This is a genomic window from Colwellia psychrerythraea (assembly GCF_000764225.1).
GTDB lineage: Bacteria > Pseudomonadota > Gammaproteobacteria > Enterobacterales > Alteromonadaceae > Colwellia > Colwellia psychrerythraea_D.
In genome coordinates this window covers 198,668-217,146 of sequence record NZ_JQED01000056.1, presented here as the reverse complement: position 1 = coordinate 217,146, position 18,479 = coordinate 198,668, and the positions used below count along the sequence as shown (strand labels likewise).

The window sequence follows — 18,479 nt, the reverse complement described above, 5'->3', positions numbered from 1 at the left end:
TTTCTTTTCTTTACCCCCAATTAAACTTACTAAATATTAGTTTTTAATGACATATGTTATTTTTTAACATAACCTTTTTATAAAGGTATTGTGTTGATAATTCAAATACTCATCAAGTAGTTAGTATATTTAACCAAAAGTGAAATATGAGGCTCTCATGGAAGTTAAAATATTTACTAAGATTTTACGACCTAAAGTAGGTTTTCTCCCAAAATCAGATACCGCAACAGATCATGGTTTAGAAGGTGAAATCAACCTTTGGCTAGCGACACAGCCCAACATAAAGATTGATAATATCACCCAATCTCAAAGTGGAGGTTCCTTTCAGCCATCAACAATCGTGGTCAGCATTTGGTATCATTAGCGATATTAATCAGTGAAGATTGTCAGTTTACACTAGCAAGCTTTTTCCAGTCATAACAACTAACTCTGACACACTTTGAAAACTCTTCATCACTTGATATGTAAGTCATTTCGCTTTTTTACATTAGGACATTTCACATGACAGAAGTCATTATTCTCGCAATTGCATTAAGCATGGATGCCTTTGCCGTGTCTATTGGTTTAGGGGCAACCAAACAACACAGTAATATAGCGCCTCTAGGTATCATAGTCGCCTTATATTTTGGTTTCTTTCAAGGGGTGATGCCGATAATGGGTTATCTTGGTGGGAAAGGTTTTTTACGTTGGGCAGAATCATATACACCATGGATTGCTTTTATATTGCTTTTTCTTATTGGGGCTAAAATGATCTTTGATTCATTTTCTGAAGGTATAGAAGAAGATATTAGTAAAATCACACATCGTATTTTATTAATTTTAGCTATCGCCACCAGTATTGATGCGATGGCAGCAGGGTTTAGTTTAACACTCATGCCAGTTAGCCCAATTATCGCTTGTTTAACTATTGCTGCTATTACTTTTACTTTTAGTTGGTTGGGTGTTTTTGTGGGTACTAAAGGTGGTACATGGCTAGAGAGTAAAGCTGAATTATTCGGTGGTATCACTTTGATTTTTATGGCAATAAAAATCATAGTATTCTCATAATGAGGAAAGTAATCCCTAAAATACTGAAACAACAACAGGGACTTAAAAATATCAGAAAATCAATAATATTCTCTTTGTTTGCAACAAAGAACAAACTAAAACACTAATATTAATTCCATTAAGTTATAGTGAGTACAATTAGGAGGGTTAATTTATGACACCCCGCGAAGTGATTAATTATGTAGAGTTACCCGCAAAAAATATTCCAGCAACTAAAGCATTTTTCGAATGTGTCTTTGACTGGTCATTCATAGATTATGGTGAAGAGTACACAGCCTTTAGCAATTCAGGCATAGAAGGCGGATTCTTTTTGTCTGAACTCGTCTCAAGAACCGAGAATGGTGCTTGTTTGTTAGTTTTACTCAGTGATGATTTAGAGGCTGCCGAACAGCGGGTGAAAAAAGCAGGTGGTATTATTAGCCAAGCCATTTTTTCTTTTCCTGGCGGAAGGCGCTTTCACTTTCTCGAACCTAGTGGCAATGAGCTTGCTGTTTGGTCACCGGTAAAAGCATATATAGCTTAACTGTTAGATTTTATCTTGAACTAAACGGAAAACCACGGTATTGGTATCAAAGAGTCAATACAGTGGTTTTAAATAGCTTCAAGCTTTATTTGCACCGAGGAAACCATGTTAAGAATGCCCCGAGACGATTTATCAGCATTTATTTCACTTTAGTTATAGGCAGGTTTTTACTGCTCCATTCATTAAAGTCTCCTGATAAATGGTCCAACTGATTAAAGCCATTTTTTTCCAGTACTTGTCTAGCAACCTCGGCTCTTCTACCAGAACGACAATAAATAACAACTTGTGTATTCTTAGCACCTGATAATTCGGCCAATCGCGCCTCAAGTTCTTTATGTGGGATATTAACGGCACTTGGTATGTGCCCTTCTTCAAACTCTTCAACTGTTCTTACATCAAGTACCACAACTTGTTGGGAGTTTTTCATAACCTGTTGCAATTCGCTTTGACTAATATCTTTCGCCGACACTTGCCATGTAGAAGCCACTGCCAAAGCAATAACAAGCGTAGAGGCAATTTTTTTAACTAATGTATGTTTCATGTCAAATTACTCCTTATTAATAAATTTATCGATGCTAAATATTATACAACGAAATGGCCTAGCTAAACGAATGATGCCATTACTTTTTACTAAAAATCATAATGACTGCACCCAGTAACGCTGTTGTGCCAGCCATGATAAAAGCATTAGTTGCGCCTTCTCCGCCTAACCAAAGCAAGCCAGTAAGATAAGCACCAATAGCACCACCAACACCGTATACGCCACCTAAATAGACTCCCTGCCCCCTACTTTGCTGGCTCTTAGTAAAATGCGTAGAAATAAACTTCATGCTGGCACTGTGATAAATGGCAAAACTAGCAGCGTGGCTTAATTGATTTATTGCCAGCAAGAGTGCTGAATCAGCAACAAGAGGCATCAAAAACCAACGCAAGGAGGTAATCGCTATACTGAACACTAATAACGAATTCAAAGAGAAGCGTTTAAATAAAAGCCCCATATAGATAAAGGCAACAATTTCAGCTAGTGCACCTAGTGAAATGAATAAACCAATAGCCACACCTGAGTAGTAAAAGTCTCGTAAAAATAAAGCAAAAAAACCATAATAAGGCGCAAAACTAATTTGTAATAATAGACCGGCAATAAAGAAGCTTATAAAACGACCATCAATAAGTTTATTCACAATAGGCTCAGAAGCTTGCTCCCTGCTTTTACTTAACGCGCCCCCTTTTTTAGGTGTTAGCAACAAAGTGCTGATAAATAGCCCCACTAAAATGATCACACCTAAACTGGTAAATACTTGATAACCTAACCGGCTTATCGCCTCACCTGCTAAAATTGCTAAGGCAATAAAACCCAGACTTCCCCATAAGCGAACCCGTGCGTAAATTTTACTGCTTTGCTTGGTAGAATTTAAGGTATGCACTTCTAACTGCGGTAAAATTGCTGTCCAAAATAAGGTAAAAAGTGCGAGGCAAAAAGTAATTGGCCAATAGTGACTGAACCAATAAAGTAAGGTAAAACTCACTAGCGCTAACAAAGCACCGAGTCGAATAATAAATAAAGGCCGTGCTGATTTATCTGCAAATGTAGCCCATAAGCTTGGCGCAACAATTTTTGTTGCCGTCATAATGGCAAGAATTTCACCTACTTGGCGAGAGCTAAAACCTTGTCCATCAAGGAAAATAGCCAAATAAGGTGAAATTAAACCCAGCAGGGCAAAATAAAAAAAGTAACTCGAAGATAATCGAACAAACATGATATTGAAAGGGATCAAGCGTACGAGCCTTACGATAAAGAAAAAGAAACTGATAATTCAGAGGGGTTGTGAGCAGACACACGTGTCTACTCACTAAGGTAAACTATAGACGGTTATTTTTTAGGCTTCAATGTCCGGTGTTTTACACTGAACATCAGCATTTTGCCCACGATGACGAAGGAAGTGGTCCATCAGGGTCAACGCTAACATTGCTTCAGCAATAGGTACCGCTCGGATACCCACACAAGGATCATGACGACCTTTAGTGATAATATCGGTCGCTTCGCCAGTTAAATCAACCGTTTTACCACTCACCCCAATGCTTGAAGTAGGCTTAAGCGCTAAGTGTGCAATAATTTGTTGACCAGAAGAAATACCGCCTAAAACGCCACCTGCGTGGTTGGTAGAAAAACCTTCAGGGGTTAGTTCATCTCTATGCTCAGAGCCTTTTTGATTAACTACTTCAAAACCATCACCGACTTCAACACCTTTAACAGCATTAATACTCATTAAACCATGCGCGATATCAGCATCTAGACGGTCGAAAATAGGCTCACCTAAGCCAACAGGTACGTTTGTGGCGACAACGGTCACTTTCGCCCCAATAGAGTCTTTCTCTTTGATAATATCACGCAGGTATTCACCCAGTGGTTCAATTTTAGTTTCATCAGGAAAGAAGAAAGGGTTATCTTCGACGATAGACCAATCAACAGTATTTACATCAAAAGGAGCACCATTTGGACCACTGGCAACGATATCACCTATTTGAGTGACACACGCCTGGATAGACATACCAAATTTTTCAGCAAGGTATTTTTTGGCTATTGCACCTGCAGCTACTCGCATTGCAGTTTCACGGGCAGAAGAACGACCACCACCACGATAGTCACGTAATCCGTATTTTTGCCAGTAAGTATAATCTGCATGGCCTGGACGGAAGCTATCCGCAATATTGCCATAGTCTTTAGAGCGTTGATCGGTATTCTCAATCATTAAACCAATAGGTGTTCCTGTCGTTTTACCTTCGAATACACCTGAAAGAATTTTAACTGCATCCGGCTCTCTGCGAGCAGTAGTATATCGAGAAGTACCAGGACGGCGTCTATCTAAATCAATTTGTAAATCAGCTTCAGATAACTCAAGTCCAGGTGGACAACCATCGATAATTGCGCCTAAACCTAATCCATGACTTTCACCAAATGAGGTGACTGTAAATAATTTTCCGAAGGTATTACCTGACATTGAACATTACCGCCTATTAATTAAATTTTTAAAACTGCGAGTACGCTCTGTAATGAGTACTTGCAGCTTTCTACTCGTTTTATTTTGTATGATAAATCTATATACCCTCTAAGTAGTAATGTCACCTAGATAGATTTTATTGTGTCACTTACGTTGTTTTAAGGGCAGCTAAAAACGTTTCACCATGCTGCGCTAATTGTGCCTTATTTAGCATAAAGACACCATGACCACCCCTTTCAAAGCTTAACCAAGTGAAGTCTACATCTGGGTAAAGCGCTTCAACATGATATTGTGAGTTACCGACTTCACAAATGAGAACACCATCATCATTTAGGTGTTGGGCACTTTGTGCCAAGATAATTCTTACGATATCTAAACCGTCTTCACCACAACCTAACCCCATTTCAGGTTCGTGAGTAAACTCCGCCGGCAAGCTATCAATATCGTCTTGATCTACATAAGGTGGGTTAGACACAATTAAATCATACTTCTGTGCAACAATCCCAGAGAAAACATCAGATTGTATTGGAATAACTTGTTCAGTTAAGCCATGATTTTCAATATTTATTTCCGCAACATTTAACGCATCAATTGATAAGTCGACCGCATCGACCTCAGCATCAGGAAAATAACTGGCGCAAGCAATGGCAATACAACCACTGCCAGTGCATAAATCTAAAATTCTTTGCGGTGGATTTTTCTCAGTAAAATAAGGGGAAAAGTGTTTTTCAATCAATTCACCAATAGGTGAACGAGGTACAAGAACACGTTCATCAACATAAAAAGGCAATTGAGCAAAATAAGCAAGGTTGGTGATATATGCAATAGGTTGTTGTGTCTCGATGCGTTGTGCAAAAAGCGCTAAAATATTTTTTTTCTCAAAATCAACTAAGCGACAAGTCATGACATCTTGACTCATCTCTTCGGGTAGGGATAACGCAAACATGACCAAGGTAAGTGCTTCATTTAACGCATTGTCATTGCCATGGCCATAAAAAAGTTCTGCTTGATTAAATATACTGGCACCATAACGACAAAAGTCGGCAATTGTGTGTAATTGCTCTGCTATATTTTCAATATTGGTATTACTCACATTTTCTTCCTCAAAAGATGTCTCCATTCTTTTATGTTTGCTTTATAGGCTTGCTGTTTCATGTTATTGCGTAGCCTAATGATAGGTTAGCTGTATTAATTTATTTGTATTAGTACAAAAATGTTTTACACTGCGTCAATGAAAAACAAAGCCCTAAAATCCGAACTCTCTTCAATAAAAGCCAAAGTACGCGCCAATATTGAAGCTAACGCGCAAAGTAAGAATCAGCAAAAAAAAACTGTTGAATCATTACAAAAAACTAAAGAATCTGTTGAAGATGTATTGCCTGATGACAGGCAACTTTTTGCCGAAGCTGTCGGTCAAGTTAAACCTTTGCTCAACGACACAGTTCGATTGATTAAAAACGGCCATAAGTCTAACACTTCCCCAAAAAATGACCAAGCGTATAACAAGGCAAATAAAGCCATTGCGCAATTTCATTTTTCAGATGAGTTTGAACCTAACTTAAATAAACAAGGACCAATGAAATATGTGCGCGAAGGCGTGGATAGTTTTGAAGTCAAAAACCTTCGTCGTGGTCATTATCGGCCCGATCTAATTCTTGATTTACATGGTTTAGACCAACATCAAGCAAAGAAAGAGTTAGCAGCCTTACTCTTTGCATGCCAAAAAGAACACGCACAGTGTATATGCGTTGTCCATGGTATAGGTTCTCATATTTTAAAAAACAAGGTTCCACACTGGTTAGTGCAACACCCTGATGTTATGGCATTTCACCAAGCACCATTAGAATGGGGCGGAAATGGCGCTATTTTGGCATTAATTGAATTAAAAGATAAGTATACCCGCTCCACTTAAAAATACTTGTTTCAGGAAACATGAGTGAATAATAATCAAGGCACATTTTTTGTTAATGGTTATTCCCTTAAAAACAAATATAACGACGAAAATAATATTCTCAGATTTCCCCAAAGGGCTGGTTTACAAACGCTTTATGCTACGTTATTGATTTCGACAAGGAAACTACCATTCTCTTCAATCAATGCCTCACCTAAAGGCATTTATAATTCCAGCTGAACCATGCATCTTCAAATGGAACGGATATCTACTCGGGATTAGCAGCTTAGGACTAACAAAGCTCGATCGGTGAAACTAGGCGTTGTAAAGTTCCTTGCATTTTCTTTGTATCATAATCAATCTGGGCAATACCGGCTGTAGCAAAAATGGGGGCATTTCCTGAATGTGTTAATTCAGCGACTAAATAGCTAACTAAAGGCATGTGAGAAATAATAAGCAAGCTTTGTTCATGTTCAGCTGATGGTTGCTCACTTAACCCTGCTAACTGTTCACTACACCAACCATCAATAAAGTCATGCACCTGTTTAGCGTCACCCGCCGGTGTAATAAAGTCGAGTGTGGTAATCGTGGTTTGCATAGCATTAGTTGCTATCTCACACGTTTGTTGAGCTCTTACATAAGGACTCACAAAGACTTGTTCTGGACTTACCTGCATTTTCTGCAACCAATTAGCCATCATTTTAGCTTCGATTTCACCTTGAGCGGTTAACACTCTCTGGCTGTCATCACGACTGCCCTGCTCAACAAAGTTTTGAGCTTCTCCGTGTCGCATTATATAAAGTTGCATTAATTTTCTCGACGACTACTTGTAAATTACCATAGCGATATAGGTCAATTTTTAGCACTTTTATCAATTTAATCGGCTAAAGTATTGAGTCTAAGTTATTTTTGCGGCTATAGTAATAGAATTAAACGCGCATTAGTAACATCAGTTAAGAATAAATAGGCTTTTTTTATTCCTTTAAGTAATTAAGGAATTATTTTATCTTCCTATTGAATTCTGAAACTACACATATTCTCGTCATACGCTTTGTTGTTTAAAGTGTTCTTAGGAGCCTTAGTGTTGAAACAAAGCCCCAATGATTCTAAACAATATCAAGCTATTACTCTAAACAATGGCTTACGCGTTCTGCTAATTCATAATAATGAATCTATTAAATCCGCTGCAGCTTTAGCTGTTAATGTTGGACACTTCAATGACCCAAGTGATAGACAAGGTTTAGCGCACTTTTTAGAGCACATGTTATTTTTGGGGACAAAAAACTACCCTGATGGAAGTGAATATCAAAAATTCATTACTCAACATGGCGGAAATCACAACGCCTGGACGGGGACTGAACATACCTGTTTTTTCTTTGATATTGCCGCAACACATTTTTTATCTGCACTAGAGCGCTTTAGTGAGTTTTTTATTGCTCCATTACTGTCTGACGAGTTTGTCGTTAAAGAACGTGAGAACATTGATGCTGAGTTCACGTTAAAATTAAAGGATGATATCAGACGCTTATACGATGTTCATAAAGACACGATTAACCCTAATCACCCATTTTCCCAGTTCTCTGTCGGTAACCTAGATACCTTGGCAGATAGAGATGGTCAAAACATAAGCCAAGAATTACAAGGATTCTTTCAGCAATATTATCGAGCAGAGCATATGACACTAGCACTTGAGGGCCCACAAAACCTCAAAGAGTTACAAGGTTTCGCTGAGCAACTTTTCTGTCTCATACCATCTGCTGATTCACCCTTACCCGATATTGATGAGCCTTTATACTTACCCGAACATCAAAATATCAAAATAGATGTTTGCCCTGTCAAAAATGATCATCAGCTTATTATCAGTTTCGCGATGGAAAGTATTGATCAATATTACCTAGACAAACCTGAGTCAATCCTCGCCTACTTATTAGGACATGAAGGCAAAGGCAGTATTTTATCATCACTGAAAAAACAACAATGGGCCTTAGCGCTAACTGCGGGCTCAGGTATTAATGGCTCCAATTTTAAAGATTTTAATATTAGTATCGCATTGACAGAACTTGGAGAGCAGCACCTCAATGAGGTTGTCGATATTGTAATGGCTTATATAGCCTTATTAAATAATACCGAAATCGCTGAATACTATTATCAAGAAAAACAAAAGATTAGTAATTTGGCATTTCTTTACCATGAAAGAATGAGACCCCTTGATAGTGTCAGCCAACTCGTAATCAACATGCAATATTACCCTGAAGAAGATTATATTTTTGGGGATTATGTTATGTCTTGCATGTCAAAGGAAAACATTAAAAGGTTACTTAGTTTTTTACATGTGAGTAATATGCGACTTACTCATATTAGCCAGAAAAATACATTTTCCAAAAATAGTTTTTGGTATCAGGTGCCCTACCATGTATCAGCTATTTCTAAGCAACAGTTACTTGATTGGCACAATATTTTTTCAAACGATAAACCGCATACTAAAGGCTTATATTTACCCGCGCCTAATCCTTATATTGTAGAAGATCCGATTATTTATAACAAAAAGGAACAGCTAGAAGTTACCATTAAAACGCCGAGTATTCCTGAGAGAATTATCAATAAAAATGGGCTTGTGGCTTGGTATAAACAAGATCAGACCTTTAACGTCCCTAAAGGTTATTTGTATATAGGTATTGATTCACCTTTTGTTGTTGCTAGTGTCGCAAATATTGCAATGACACGTTTATTCGTAGATTTATATACAGATACTGTCATTGAAGAAAATTATCAAGCAGAATTAGCTGGCATACATTATCATTTATATGCCCATCAAGGCGGCGTAACCATGCAGCTATCAGGCTATAGCGAAAACCAACATTTATTGTTGGGTAAACTTTTGAGACGATTGCAAAGCCACCAAGTAACTGAAGCACATTTCCTACTATTTAAGCAGCAGTTGGTGCAGCATTGGCAAAACGCGAGCAACAGCAAATCAATTTCACAGTTATTCGCTAATCTAAGCTCTGTGATGCAACCTAATAACCCTACAAATAAAGCAATGTTACAAGCGCTAAGCCAGATCAGCTTTAGCCAATATCAGCGCTTTAGTCAGCAACTATTTAAGCAAGTAACATTAGAAGTGCTTATTCATGGTAATTGGCTGATTGAACATGCACACCAGTTATGCAAAGTTATCGAGCAGAGTTTTCAAGGGAATGTACATGAAAAATATGCCATACAGTGTCCGGTAACAGATATTGCAGACAAAAAAACTTTATTGTTGCCTATCAATTTACCTGAGCATGATCACGCTTGTGTGATTTATACTGCATTTGAATACAAGGATGATAACGCAGTAGCACTCGCGATGATCACTAGCCATATATTATCGCCTTTGTTTTTTCAGCAAATGCGTACAGAGAAGCAGTATGGCTATTTAGTGGGAGTAGGTTATGTACCTATTAATAGCTATCCAGGTATCGCTTTTTATATCCAATCACCTCACTGTGACGCTTATACTCTCGCACAAGCGATGGATGAGTTCATTAGTGATAGCATTAGCCATATTGATGACATCACTGATGAGCAATGGCAACATTTGCAACAAGGTTTAGCGAGTCAATTACAAGAAAAAGATCATAACTTACGCATTAAAAGCCAACGTTTTTGGGCGGCTATATGCAATAAAGATGAGGCATTTAAACAAAAAGAAAAGTTACTTGAAGCAGTGTTAACATTATCACTCGCGCAAGTAAAATCGTTTGTGACTCAGTATTTAATCAGCCGTTGTCAGCCCGACCGCTTTATTTTATATTCACAAAGTGAGTTACTCGAACAAGCACACAAACCTAAAGGCGAAATAATTACAGATATTGAAGCTTTTATTAAAACGAGTCCGCTTAAGTACTAAACCAATTTAACGAATATACCCGTTAAAACAAAATCTTCGAAATGCTATAAAAAAGCTGTTAAGCGCAATAGAACAGATAAGTTCTTATTGTCTCAACAGCTTTACTGCTATGTCGCTTTATTATATTCCTTTAGTGAGGATAATAAACCGCATCATTTTCTGCCATCGTAATCAATGCTTCGCATGGGGCATAACGTTCACCATGCTTTTCAGCCCATTGACTCAATTGCGCAACTACGGATTTAGCGCCAACTTTATCAATATAGCGAAGTGGCCCACCTAAGAAAGGTGGAAATCCAATACCGAAGATAGCACCAATATCACCATCTCGAGCATTTCTCACGATACCTTCATCTACGCATCGGGCTGCTTCATTCAACATCATATAAGTACAACGTTTACTGATTTCTGCTGCTGATAAACTTCCCGTTGGCTGAATCCTTAATAAGCTATAGATAGTTTCATCAACTTGCTTTTTACCTGAATTAACCCCCTTAAGACGATTCTGTAACTTTTTACTGAAAGTGGGCTTTTCATACTGATAAAAACCTTTCTTGGCTTTTTTACCTAAGCGCCCATCTGAAAGTAATTTATCAAACGCTGCAGGTGCTGCAAATCGATCCCCTAGCTCTGCCTGCAAGATAGGTCCAATTTTAGCGCCAACATCAATGCCTACTTCATCAAGTAATTGCATTGGTCCAACAGGGAAACCAAATTTCACCAAGGCTTTATCTATTTTATCAATGGGCTCTCCAGCGAGAAGCAAAATAGCGGCTTCATTCATATAAGGGGCTAAAATACGATTGACATAAAATCCAGCTTTGTCTTTGACCACAATAGGGGTTTTCCCCTGTTTTTTAGCAAAAGCAACGGTGTTAGAAATGGTTTGGTCTGAGGTTTTATCGTGAGGAATGATTTCCACTAATGGCATTTTATCAACCGGTGAAAAATAATGTAACCCGATAACATTTTCTGGTCGTTTTGCCTTAGCAGCAATCTGTCCTATCGGTAAACTGGAGGTATTACTGGCAAAGATAGTTTTATCATGCCCTTGCTGTTCAACTTCCGTCACCATATTTTGCTTCAGGGTTAAGTCTTCAAATACTGCTTCAACTACAATATCAAGGGCTTTAAATCCTGTGTATTCAACACTACCAGTGATCATAGCTAATTGTTTTTGCATTTCACTGTGAAGGATAAAGCGACGTTTAACTTTTTTATTGAGTATTTGATAACTATATTTTAATGCTTGGCTAATGCCTTTGTGGTTTATATCTTTAACCCGTACTGGCATATTGGCTTTAGTTGCGGTAACGAAAGCAATACCTCCTCCCATTAAACCACCACCTAAAACTCCTGCTTTGCTCATTTCTTCTGGCATGACATCAGCTACGCCCTGCTCTTTCTTCATGACTGTTGTGGCAAAGAATAACTGACGTAATTGTGCTGATTCATCACTCATCACCAAGTCGGCAAAGTGTTCTGCTTCTACTCTATAACCCTTTTCAGCTGATGATTCGATGCCAGTGCGAATACAATCAATGATTTTAGTCGGCGCAGGATAATTACCTTGCGTTTTTGCTAACACAGTTTTTTGCGCCTGTTGATAAACAACTTTTCTACCGGCCGCGTTGTTTTCTAACAACTTGTCCATTAAGGTTTGCTTACGTTGAGTCGTTTTTTTACCACGTTCACGCAAAGATATGACTAAATCTTCCGCAACCGAAAGTAAAACACTGCTTGGTACGACATCATCAACTAAACCAGATTTTAATGCTTGCTTCGCTCGTAGCTGCTTACCTGTTAGCATCATGTCTAAGGCTTTTTGTAAGCCAACTAACTTAGGTAAACGCTGAGTACCGCCACTACCAGGCAGTAGGCCAAGCTGTACTTCGGGTAAACCCAATGCTGTTTTACTATTATCGCTACATACTCTAGCATGACATGCCATCGCAAGTTCTAGTCCGCCACCTAAGCAAGCACCATCGATAGCCGCAACAATAGGAATTGGCAATTGTTCGAGTAATGAGAATATACGTTGTCCTTGTCGAGATAAAGCAACAACCTCGTCTCGGCTTTGACAAGCATCAAGCATATTAATATCCGCACCTGCAACAAAGGTACCTTTTTTTCCACTACACAGCACTATGCCGGTAATCGATTTATCAGCCTTAATTTCTGCTAATACCGCATTAACTTGTTCAGTAAATTCTGCTTTAAGGGTGTTTACACTCTCGCCAATAACATCAATCACTAAATGAGCGATACCATTATCATGGCGAACTATAGAAAAAGCACTGTCTGTTAACTCGACTGCAGCAACATTATCGGTCACATTTTCGTCCTTTGCTTTTATCTCAACAGTATTACTCGCTTTGGTATTTACGTTAGAGTTTTGTTCAGTTTCAATTGGTTTTATTTCTTGAGTCATTAGTCCGTCTCCACAATCATTGCCGCGCCTAAACCACCTGCTGCACAGGCTGTTGTTAAACCAACACCACCTCCACGACGGTTTAATTCATTAAGCGTTTGCGTGATAAGCCTAGCTCCCGTCGCAGCAAAAGGGTGTCCATAAGCAAGTGAGCCCCCCATAACATTAAATTTATCCATATCAATGTCACCAATAGCTTTATCTCTTCCAAGTTGCTCTTGAGCAAACTTAGTACTGCCAAACATTTTCATATTTGCTAGTGCTTGAGCTGCAAAGGCTTCATGCATTTCAATTAAATCTAAGTCAGCTAAATCCATTCCAGCACGCTGTAACGCTATAGGCGTGGCATAACTTGGCCCCATTAACATATCTTGCCAAACATCGATAGCAGCAAAACCAAAACTACGAATATAACCTAATGGTGTATAACCTAGTTCTTTCGCTCTTCCTTCTCGCATCAATAAGATTGCTGCACCACCATCGGTCAATGGCGTACTAGTAGCTGCGGTAACTGTGCCATGTTTACGATCAAAAACAGGTTTTAATTTCGCATAACTTTCTAAAACAGAATTCTCACGAAAACAGTTATCTTTATCAATAAAGCTCTTATAGGGCTCTGCATGCACTGTCATAACCTCTCCAGCTAAATTGCCGTCTTGCCAATTTTGGGTCGCTAAAGAGTGCGATCTGTGTGCTAATGCATCTTGATCTTGACGTGATATTTGATAAGTTTTCGCCATTTGTTCTGCCGTTTGTCCCATAGAAATGCCCGTAGAGTATTCAGCAACAGCGGGAGAAACAGGCAATAGATCTTTCAAACCAAGACGGCTAAGTAATGAAAGCCTTTGCCCTAGTGATCTTGCCTTGGTTAAGTCAACTAACGTGCGGGCAAGCTTTTTAGAAACGCCTATCGGTGCTACTGATGAAGAGTCAGCGCCGCCAGCAATACCCACATCGACATGGCCAGCCATAATAGACTCAGCTACGTTAACCGTCGATTGAAAACTAGTAGCACAAGCACGAGAAACACTGTAAGCATCGGTACTGGTACTCATACCTGTCCCTAATACAATTTCTCGTGCAATGTTTGGCGCTTCTGGCATTTGCACTACTTGACCAAAAACAAGTTGCTCAATAATAGCAGGGTCAACATCATGTTTTTGTAATAACTCGTTAACAACGATTTTGCCCAAGTCAACTGCTGGCACACCATGAAAAGCTGTTGCCTGCTTAGCAAACGGAGTACGCAAGCCAGCAACAATTGCTATGCGCTCACCCGTCGAGGTTGTTAGTCTTTTTATTGTCATTTATTACTCCACACACTCAGTATTTAGAATTAAAATTCAAGAGGTCAGACCTCTTTGATTGACTTAATTTTAACTAACTCTCGAAAAAATTCAATCATTACCTGAGTTCAAAAAAAAACAATGACAATTCTTCACGTTTTTTCGCTATAAATAGCTGTTAAAATTTTGTTACCATTCACTTGTTTTCTTACATAAAAACCTTATATATACTCAAGCCGCATGAAAATGCAGGTTTCAGCTGGAATAAGAAAAGCCTTTAGGCAAGGCATTGATTGAAGAGAATGGTTGTTCCCTTGTCGAAATCAATAACGTAGTATAAAGCTTTTCTAAAACAGCCCTGTGGGGACGTTTGAGCAAGCCATGTTCTTCGTTGCTTCCTTTTTTAAGGACGCTATATGGATGTAGCTTATTTGAGAATGCAGGAGCATATTCTCCTGAATAACCCTTAATAAAAAGAGGCGCCTTGATCATGATTTGCTCAAGCGTCCTGAAACGCGCATCTTCAAGTGGCTTGAGTATAAAATACTAGCTTAATTTATATTACTTTTTTCTTAGTTTAACGGTTTACTGTGAAAGTCCTCCTATGAAGGTTCGCCAAGCCAGTTACTACTAAGTTTCACTTTATAACGACCAATATTAAAAGAATTTATCCGTATGGCAATTGAACATTTTTCTACCTTAAAACAACATTTATCTTCACAAATTATTGGTCAAGAAGCGTTAGTTGAAAATTTGCTTATTGCCTTACTGGCTAATGGTCATTTAATTGTCGAAGGGCCTCCGGGCTTAGCAAAAACACGTGCCGTTAATGCTTTAGCGCAAGGGCTAGAAGCTGACTTTCACCGGATTCAATTTACACCAGATTTATTACCAGCAGATTTAACTGGTACTGATATTTACCGCCCAGAAGATGGATCATTTGTTTTTCAACCCGGTCCTTTATTTCAAAATCTAGTACTTGCTGATGAAATCAACCGCGCGCCAGCTAAAGTACAATCGGCTTTATTAGAAGCTATGGCAGAAGGCCAAATAACCGTCGGCCGTAAAACCTATGACTTACCTGAGTTATTTTTAGTCATGGCTACACAGAACCCCATTGAGCAAGAAGGTACTTATCCGTTACCCGAAGCCCAATTAGATCGTTTTTTAATGCATATTGAAATTGGCTACCCAGACGCTTCAAGCGAATTAGAGATACTAAAACTAAACCGTGGTGAAGCATTGAAATCAAATGCTAATCATGCTGTTGAGTCAACCGAAAAAGAAACGTCAGCAAAGGAAAACAGCCTACGTGCATTAAGTCAAAGTGAAATTTTTTCAGCGCGGGAACAAGTGCTCAATATACATATGGCCCCATCATTAGAAAACTATATCGTTGATTTGATAATTGCCACGCGCCAACCTGAAAAATATGACGGTAAGTTAAGTAGTTGGCTCGCCTTTGGCGCAAGTCCTCGTGCCACTATCGCTTTAGATAGATGTGCCCGAGCGCGAGCTTGGTTACATAATCGAGATTTTGTTAGCCCTGAAGATATTCAAGCTGTTTTCCATAATGCTCTTCGACATAGAATTTTACTCAGTTATCAAGCTGAAGCCGAAGGTATTACTGCAAACCAAGTACTTGATCATATTTTAAGCCAAGTTGCCGTTGCTTAATATCGAATAACTTATAAAATCGAATGGCAAATAGAGTTACTTTATGTGGTTTAATCGTCAAAAAAAATCGTCGTCAAAAAGCTTAGATAAAGCGTCAGCCCAATCTTTACTTACGGACTTATATAGTAATGGCATAGATTTATCTATGCAGGAATTATTGCAGTACCAAAACAAAAGTCGTTTGATTGACTTAGCGGGTAAAAAAAATATACAAGGCAAACAAGCTGGGAATTATCTATCACGTAGTAAAGGGCGTGGTATGGAGTTTGACGAAGTACGTCATTATCAAACAGGCGACGACGTTCGCGCCATTGACTGGCGAGTGACTGCACGAACCGGAAAAACCCACACTAAACTTTTTCGAGAAGAAATAGAGCGGCCTGTACTGGTCGCCACTGACTTAAGCCAGAATATGCATTTTGGCAGTAAGCTGTTATTTAAATCAGTTCAGGCTGCTCACTTAGCAGCACTCATTGCTTGGCATGCAAAAATCCGCGGTGATCGTTTGGGTGGTCTAGTGTTTTGTGATGACCAGCATATTGAATTAAAGCCCCGTAGCCGTAAAGCGGGGGTTTTGCATTATTTGCATGCATTAACCACCTTGAATAATCAAAATACACAAACTTATTCCGAAAAAAGTGACGCTATAGAAACTGAAAAAGCAGAAAATAGCAGACAAAATATACATCAATATTTTGATCAACATTGTGCGCGATTAAGGCATATTGCAAAACCTGGTTCTCTTGTTTATTTGATAACCGATGGCCATGCACTGCGAGATGAGAAGAATTGTCCCCATGCATTAAGACACCTCAGCCAAATCAGTCAGCATTGTGAGCTCGTTCTGTGTTTAATAAGCGATCCTCTAGAGCAAGCATTACCCGAGAGTTCGTTAAAATTAGCGGTGACATTTACCGACGGTATTAATCGACAGCAATTAACTTTGGGTGATAATCACACAGCAGAGCAATACCAACAACAAGCACATGCGCAAAATGAGAAAATACAGTTACTACTTCAATCAACAGGTGCCAGAGTGATTCACTTTAGTGCAGGGGAAAGCCTCGAGCAGCAATTGAAATATGGGGCATCATTATAATGGCTTTAACAAACCCAGCAACTTTGCCCAGTCAACCTTCCCTAGGTCAATCAGCTCAAATACAATTGCATGATATTCATCTGCCTGAGCAAATCAGTAACTTCCCTATTGCACCGGGTTGGTGGCTCTTGTTGGCATTGCTTATGATAAGTGCTGTATGGCTTTATAGAAAACGTAAACAAGTTATGCGGATCAATGCCTGTAAAAAACAGGCATTGGCTGTATTAGCAAATAACCCAAAACTAAGTGCCAAAGAGTGCATCGCGTTATTAAAGTGGGCCGCGATGCAGTATGTAAATCGACAACAGTTAGCCAAGTTATACGGTACTGATTTTCAACAATTTTTGACAAAACAATTACCCCAAAAGCATCAAAATACCTTTGCTCAATTAAGCTCTGCCGCTTTTAAGGGGCAATATCAAGCCGAAAAAACAGCACTAAATATCAATAGTGATTGCCATCAAGCCACCAAATTATGGCTAACTCATGCGCTCCCCATCATAGCGCCATTGACTATTGATAAAACCATGATGAATGATAAAACGATGCCATTTAAAAAAGAAAAGGAGTTAAGCTAGTGATAAGTTTCGCTTGGCCCTGGTTGTTCGCCCTATTACCTCTCCCGTTAATTATCTATTTTTTACCCGCTAAAAAGAGTGCTAACCAACAAAGCGCCCTTATCATGCCTGCACTGATTAATGTCTCGAGCAAAGCAGTAACTACTCAACAGAAACGTAAAGGACCTTTGTTTGTTTTATCGATGTGCTGGGTTTTATTGATTCTCGCCATGAGTCGTCCACAATGGCTTGGTGAGGCAATTGATATCCCAAGTGAAGGTCGGGAGATGATGATTGCCGTAGATCTCTCCGGCAGTATGGAAATAGAAGACATGAGCCTTAATGGTCGAAATGTAAATCGTTTACAAATGCTTAAGGTGGTACTTGGTGACTTTATTGCTCGGCGTGTCAGTGATCGCCTTGGTCTAATATTATTTGCCGATGATGCCTACATGCAAACACCGATGACCTTTGACAGAAAAACGGTCAAACAAATGTTAGATGAGAGTGAACTCAACTTAGTCGGTAAAAAAACCGCTATAGGTGATGCTATAGCACTTGCAGTAAAGCGTTTTGATGCAAAACAAGAGTCTAATAAGGTTTTATTATTGTTAACTGATGGTCAAAATACTGCTGGGAAAATAAGCCCAGAACAGGCATTAGAGTTAGCCGTTGCTAAAGACATTACTATCTACACCGTAGGCATTGGCGCTGATGTTATGCTGCAACAATCAATGTGGGGTACACAACGCATTAATCCATCCAGCGATTTAGACGAAAAAAGTTTATCGAGTATCGCTGAGAAAACAGGAGGTCAATACTTTAGAGCTCGCGATAGCCAAAGCATGAGTGAAATTTATGGATTATTGGATAAATTAGAGCCAATCAAACAAGAACAACAACAAATGCGTCCACTAAGTGCATTGTATTATTGGCCACTATCATTAGCGACCTTACTTTGTTTTGGTTATTTACTCAGTTTACATTTCAGCTTTTTATTACCCACTAAAAACGTTCATATAAAACAAACGACAAACACCAGTAACACTGGTGCCAGCACTTTGGGTGGTAAATAAT

At 38.9% G+C, this 18,479-nt stretch carries 16 protein-coding genes; 9 read left to right on the top strand and 7 right to left on the bottom strand.

Annotation, left to right across the window (positions count from 1 at the left end):
- Positions 1-157 precede the first annotated feature (157 nt).
- The 3 genes from ND2E_RS00445 to ND2E_RS00455 all read left to right on the top strand — a co-directional run bounded on the left by ND2E_RS00445 (position 158) and on the right by ND2E_RS00455 (position 1,570).
- Complete coding sequence (locus ND2E_RS00445) at positions 158-364, top strand: hypothetical protein (RefSeq protein ID WP_033095948.1); 207 nt, start codon at positions 158-160, stop codon at positions 362-364.
- Positions 365-501: 137 nt separating this feature from the next.
- A complete protein-coding gene (locus ND2E_RS00450; RefSeq protein ID WP_033095947.1) occupies positions 502-1,047 on the top strand; it encodes a manganese efflux pump MntP in 546 nt (181 codons plus the stop codon).
- 154 nt (positions 1,048-1,201) lie between these two features.
- Positions 1,202-1,570 carry a VOC family protein gene (locus ND2E_RS00455; protein WP_033095946.1) on the top strand — a complete coding sequence of 123 codons (369 nt, stop codon included), beginning with the start codon at positions 1,202-1,204 and terminating at the stop codon, positions 1,568-1,570.
- Positions 1,571-1,709: 139 nt separating this feature from the next.
- On the opposite strand, the gene ND2E_RS00460 is transcribed toward ND2E_RS00455, so the two are convergent.
- The 4 genes from ND2E_RS00460 to prmB form a co-directional block, all read right to left on the bottom strand.
- Complete coding sequence (locus ND2E_RS00460; protein WP_033095945.1) at positions 1,710-2,111, bottom strand: rhodanese-like domain-containing protein; 402 nt, start codon at positions 2,109-2,111, stop codon at positions 1,710-1,712.
- 79 nt (positions 2,112-2,190) lie between these two features.
- Entirely contained in the window at positions 2,191-3,345 is a 1,155-nt protein-coding gene (locus tag ND2E_RS00465) for an MFS transporter (protein WP_052057095.1), read from the bottom strand.
- A gap of 102 nt (positions 3,346-3,447) precedes the next feature.
- A complete protein-coding gene (gene aroC / locus ND2E_RS00470) occupies positions 3,448-4,569 on the bottom strand; it encodes a chorismate synthase (protein WP_033095943.1) in 1,122 nt (373 codons plus the stop codon).
- A gap of 148 nt (positions 4,570-4,717) precedes the next feature.
- A complete protein-coding gene (prmB, locus tag ND2E_RS00475; protein ID WP_150113812.1) occupies positions 4,718-5,662 on the bottom strand; it encodes a 50S ribosomal protein L3 N(5)-glutamine methyltransferase in 945 nt (314 codons plus the stop codon).
- Positions 5,663-5,800: 138 nt separating this feature from the next.
- On the opposite strand from prmB, the gene smrB reads away from it, so the two are divergent.
- Complete coding sequence (smrB, locus tag ND2E_RS0122105; RefSeq protein WP_317628140.1) at positions 5,801-6,481, top strand: endonuclease SmrB; 681 nt, start codon at positions 5,801-5,803, stop codon at positions 6,479-6,481.
- A gap of 271 nt (positions 6,482-6,752) precedes the next feature.
- Here smrB and sixA read toward each other — a convergent pair whose 3' ends face one another.
- The gene (gene sixA, locus ND2E_RS00480) at positions 6,753-7,268 is read right to left on the bottom strand and encodes a phosphohistidine phosphatase SixA (protein ID WP_033095941.1); all 516 of its coding nucleotides are present in this window, start codon (positions 7,266-7,268) and stop codon (positions 6,753-6,755) included.
- 273 nt (positions 7,269-7,541) lie between these two features.
- Here sixA and ND2E_RS00485 point away from each other — a divergent pair, with 273 nt between their 5' ends.
- Positions 7,542-10,352, top strand: a complete 2,811-nt coding sequence (locus ND2E_RS00485; RefSeq protein WP_052057092.1) for an insulinase family protein — start codon at positions 7,542-7,544, stop codon at positions 10,350-10,352.
- A gap of 130 nt (positions 10,353-10,482) precedes the next feature.
- Here the strand turns inward: ND2E_RS00485 and fadJ are convergent, their stop codons facing one another.
- The gene (fadJ, locus tag ND2E_RS00490; RefSeq protein WP_081962144.1) at positions 10,483-12,783 is read right to left on the bottom strand and encodes a fatty acid oxidation complex subunit alpha FadJ; all 2,301 of its coding nucleotides are present in this window, start codon (positions 12,781-12,783) and stop codon (positions 10,483-10,485) included.
- A complete protein-coding gene (gene fadI, locus ND2E_RS00495; RefSeq protein ID WP_033095940.1) occupies positions 12,783-14,090 on the bottom strand; it encodes an acetyl-CoA C-acyltransferase FadI in 1,308 nt (435 codons plus the stop codon). Before fadI ends, fadJ begins: the two co-directional genes overlap by 1 nt.
- Positions 14,091-14,744: 654 nt before the next feature.
- Here fadI and ND2E_RS00500 point away from each other — a divergent pair.
- From ND2E_RS00500 to ND2E_RS00510, 4 genes are read left to right on the top strand one after another with little or no spacing between them, the layout of a single operon-like run.
- Positions 14,745-15,746 (top strand): AAA family ATPase, encoded by a 1,002-nt coding sequence (locus ND2E_RS00500; RefSeq protein WP_033095939.1) that lies wholly within the window; start codon positions 14,745-14,747, stop codon positions 15,744-15,746.
- 43 nt (positions 15,747-15,789) lie between these two features.
- A complete protein-coding gene (locus ND2E_RS00505) occupies positions 15,790-16,845 on the top strand; it encodes a DUF58 domain-containing protein (protein ID WP_033095938.1) in 1,056 nt (351 codons plus the stop codon).
- Positions 16,845-17,423 carry a DUF4381 domain-containing protein gene (locus ND2E_RS22575; RefSeq protein ID WP_052057090.1) on the top strand — a complete coding sequence of 193 codons (579 nt, stop codon included), beginning with the start codon at positions 16,845-16,847 and terminating at the stop codon, positions 17,421-17,423. The genes ND2E_RS00505 and ND2E_RS22575 overlap by 1 nt, the downstream gene beginning before the upstream one ends.
- On the top strand, positions 17,423-18,478 hold the full coding sequence (locus ND2E_RS00510; RefSeq protein WP_052057089.1) for a vWA domain-containing protein: 1,056 nt from the start codon (positions 17,423-17,425) through the stop codon (positions 18,476-18,478). Before ND2E_RS22575 ends, ND2E_RS00510 begins: the two co-directional genes overlap by 1 nt.
- Position 18,479 lies beyond the last annotated feature (1 nt).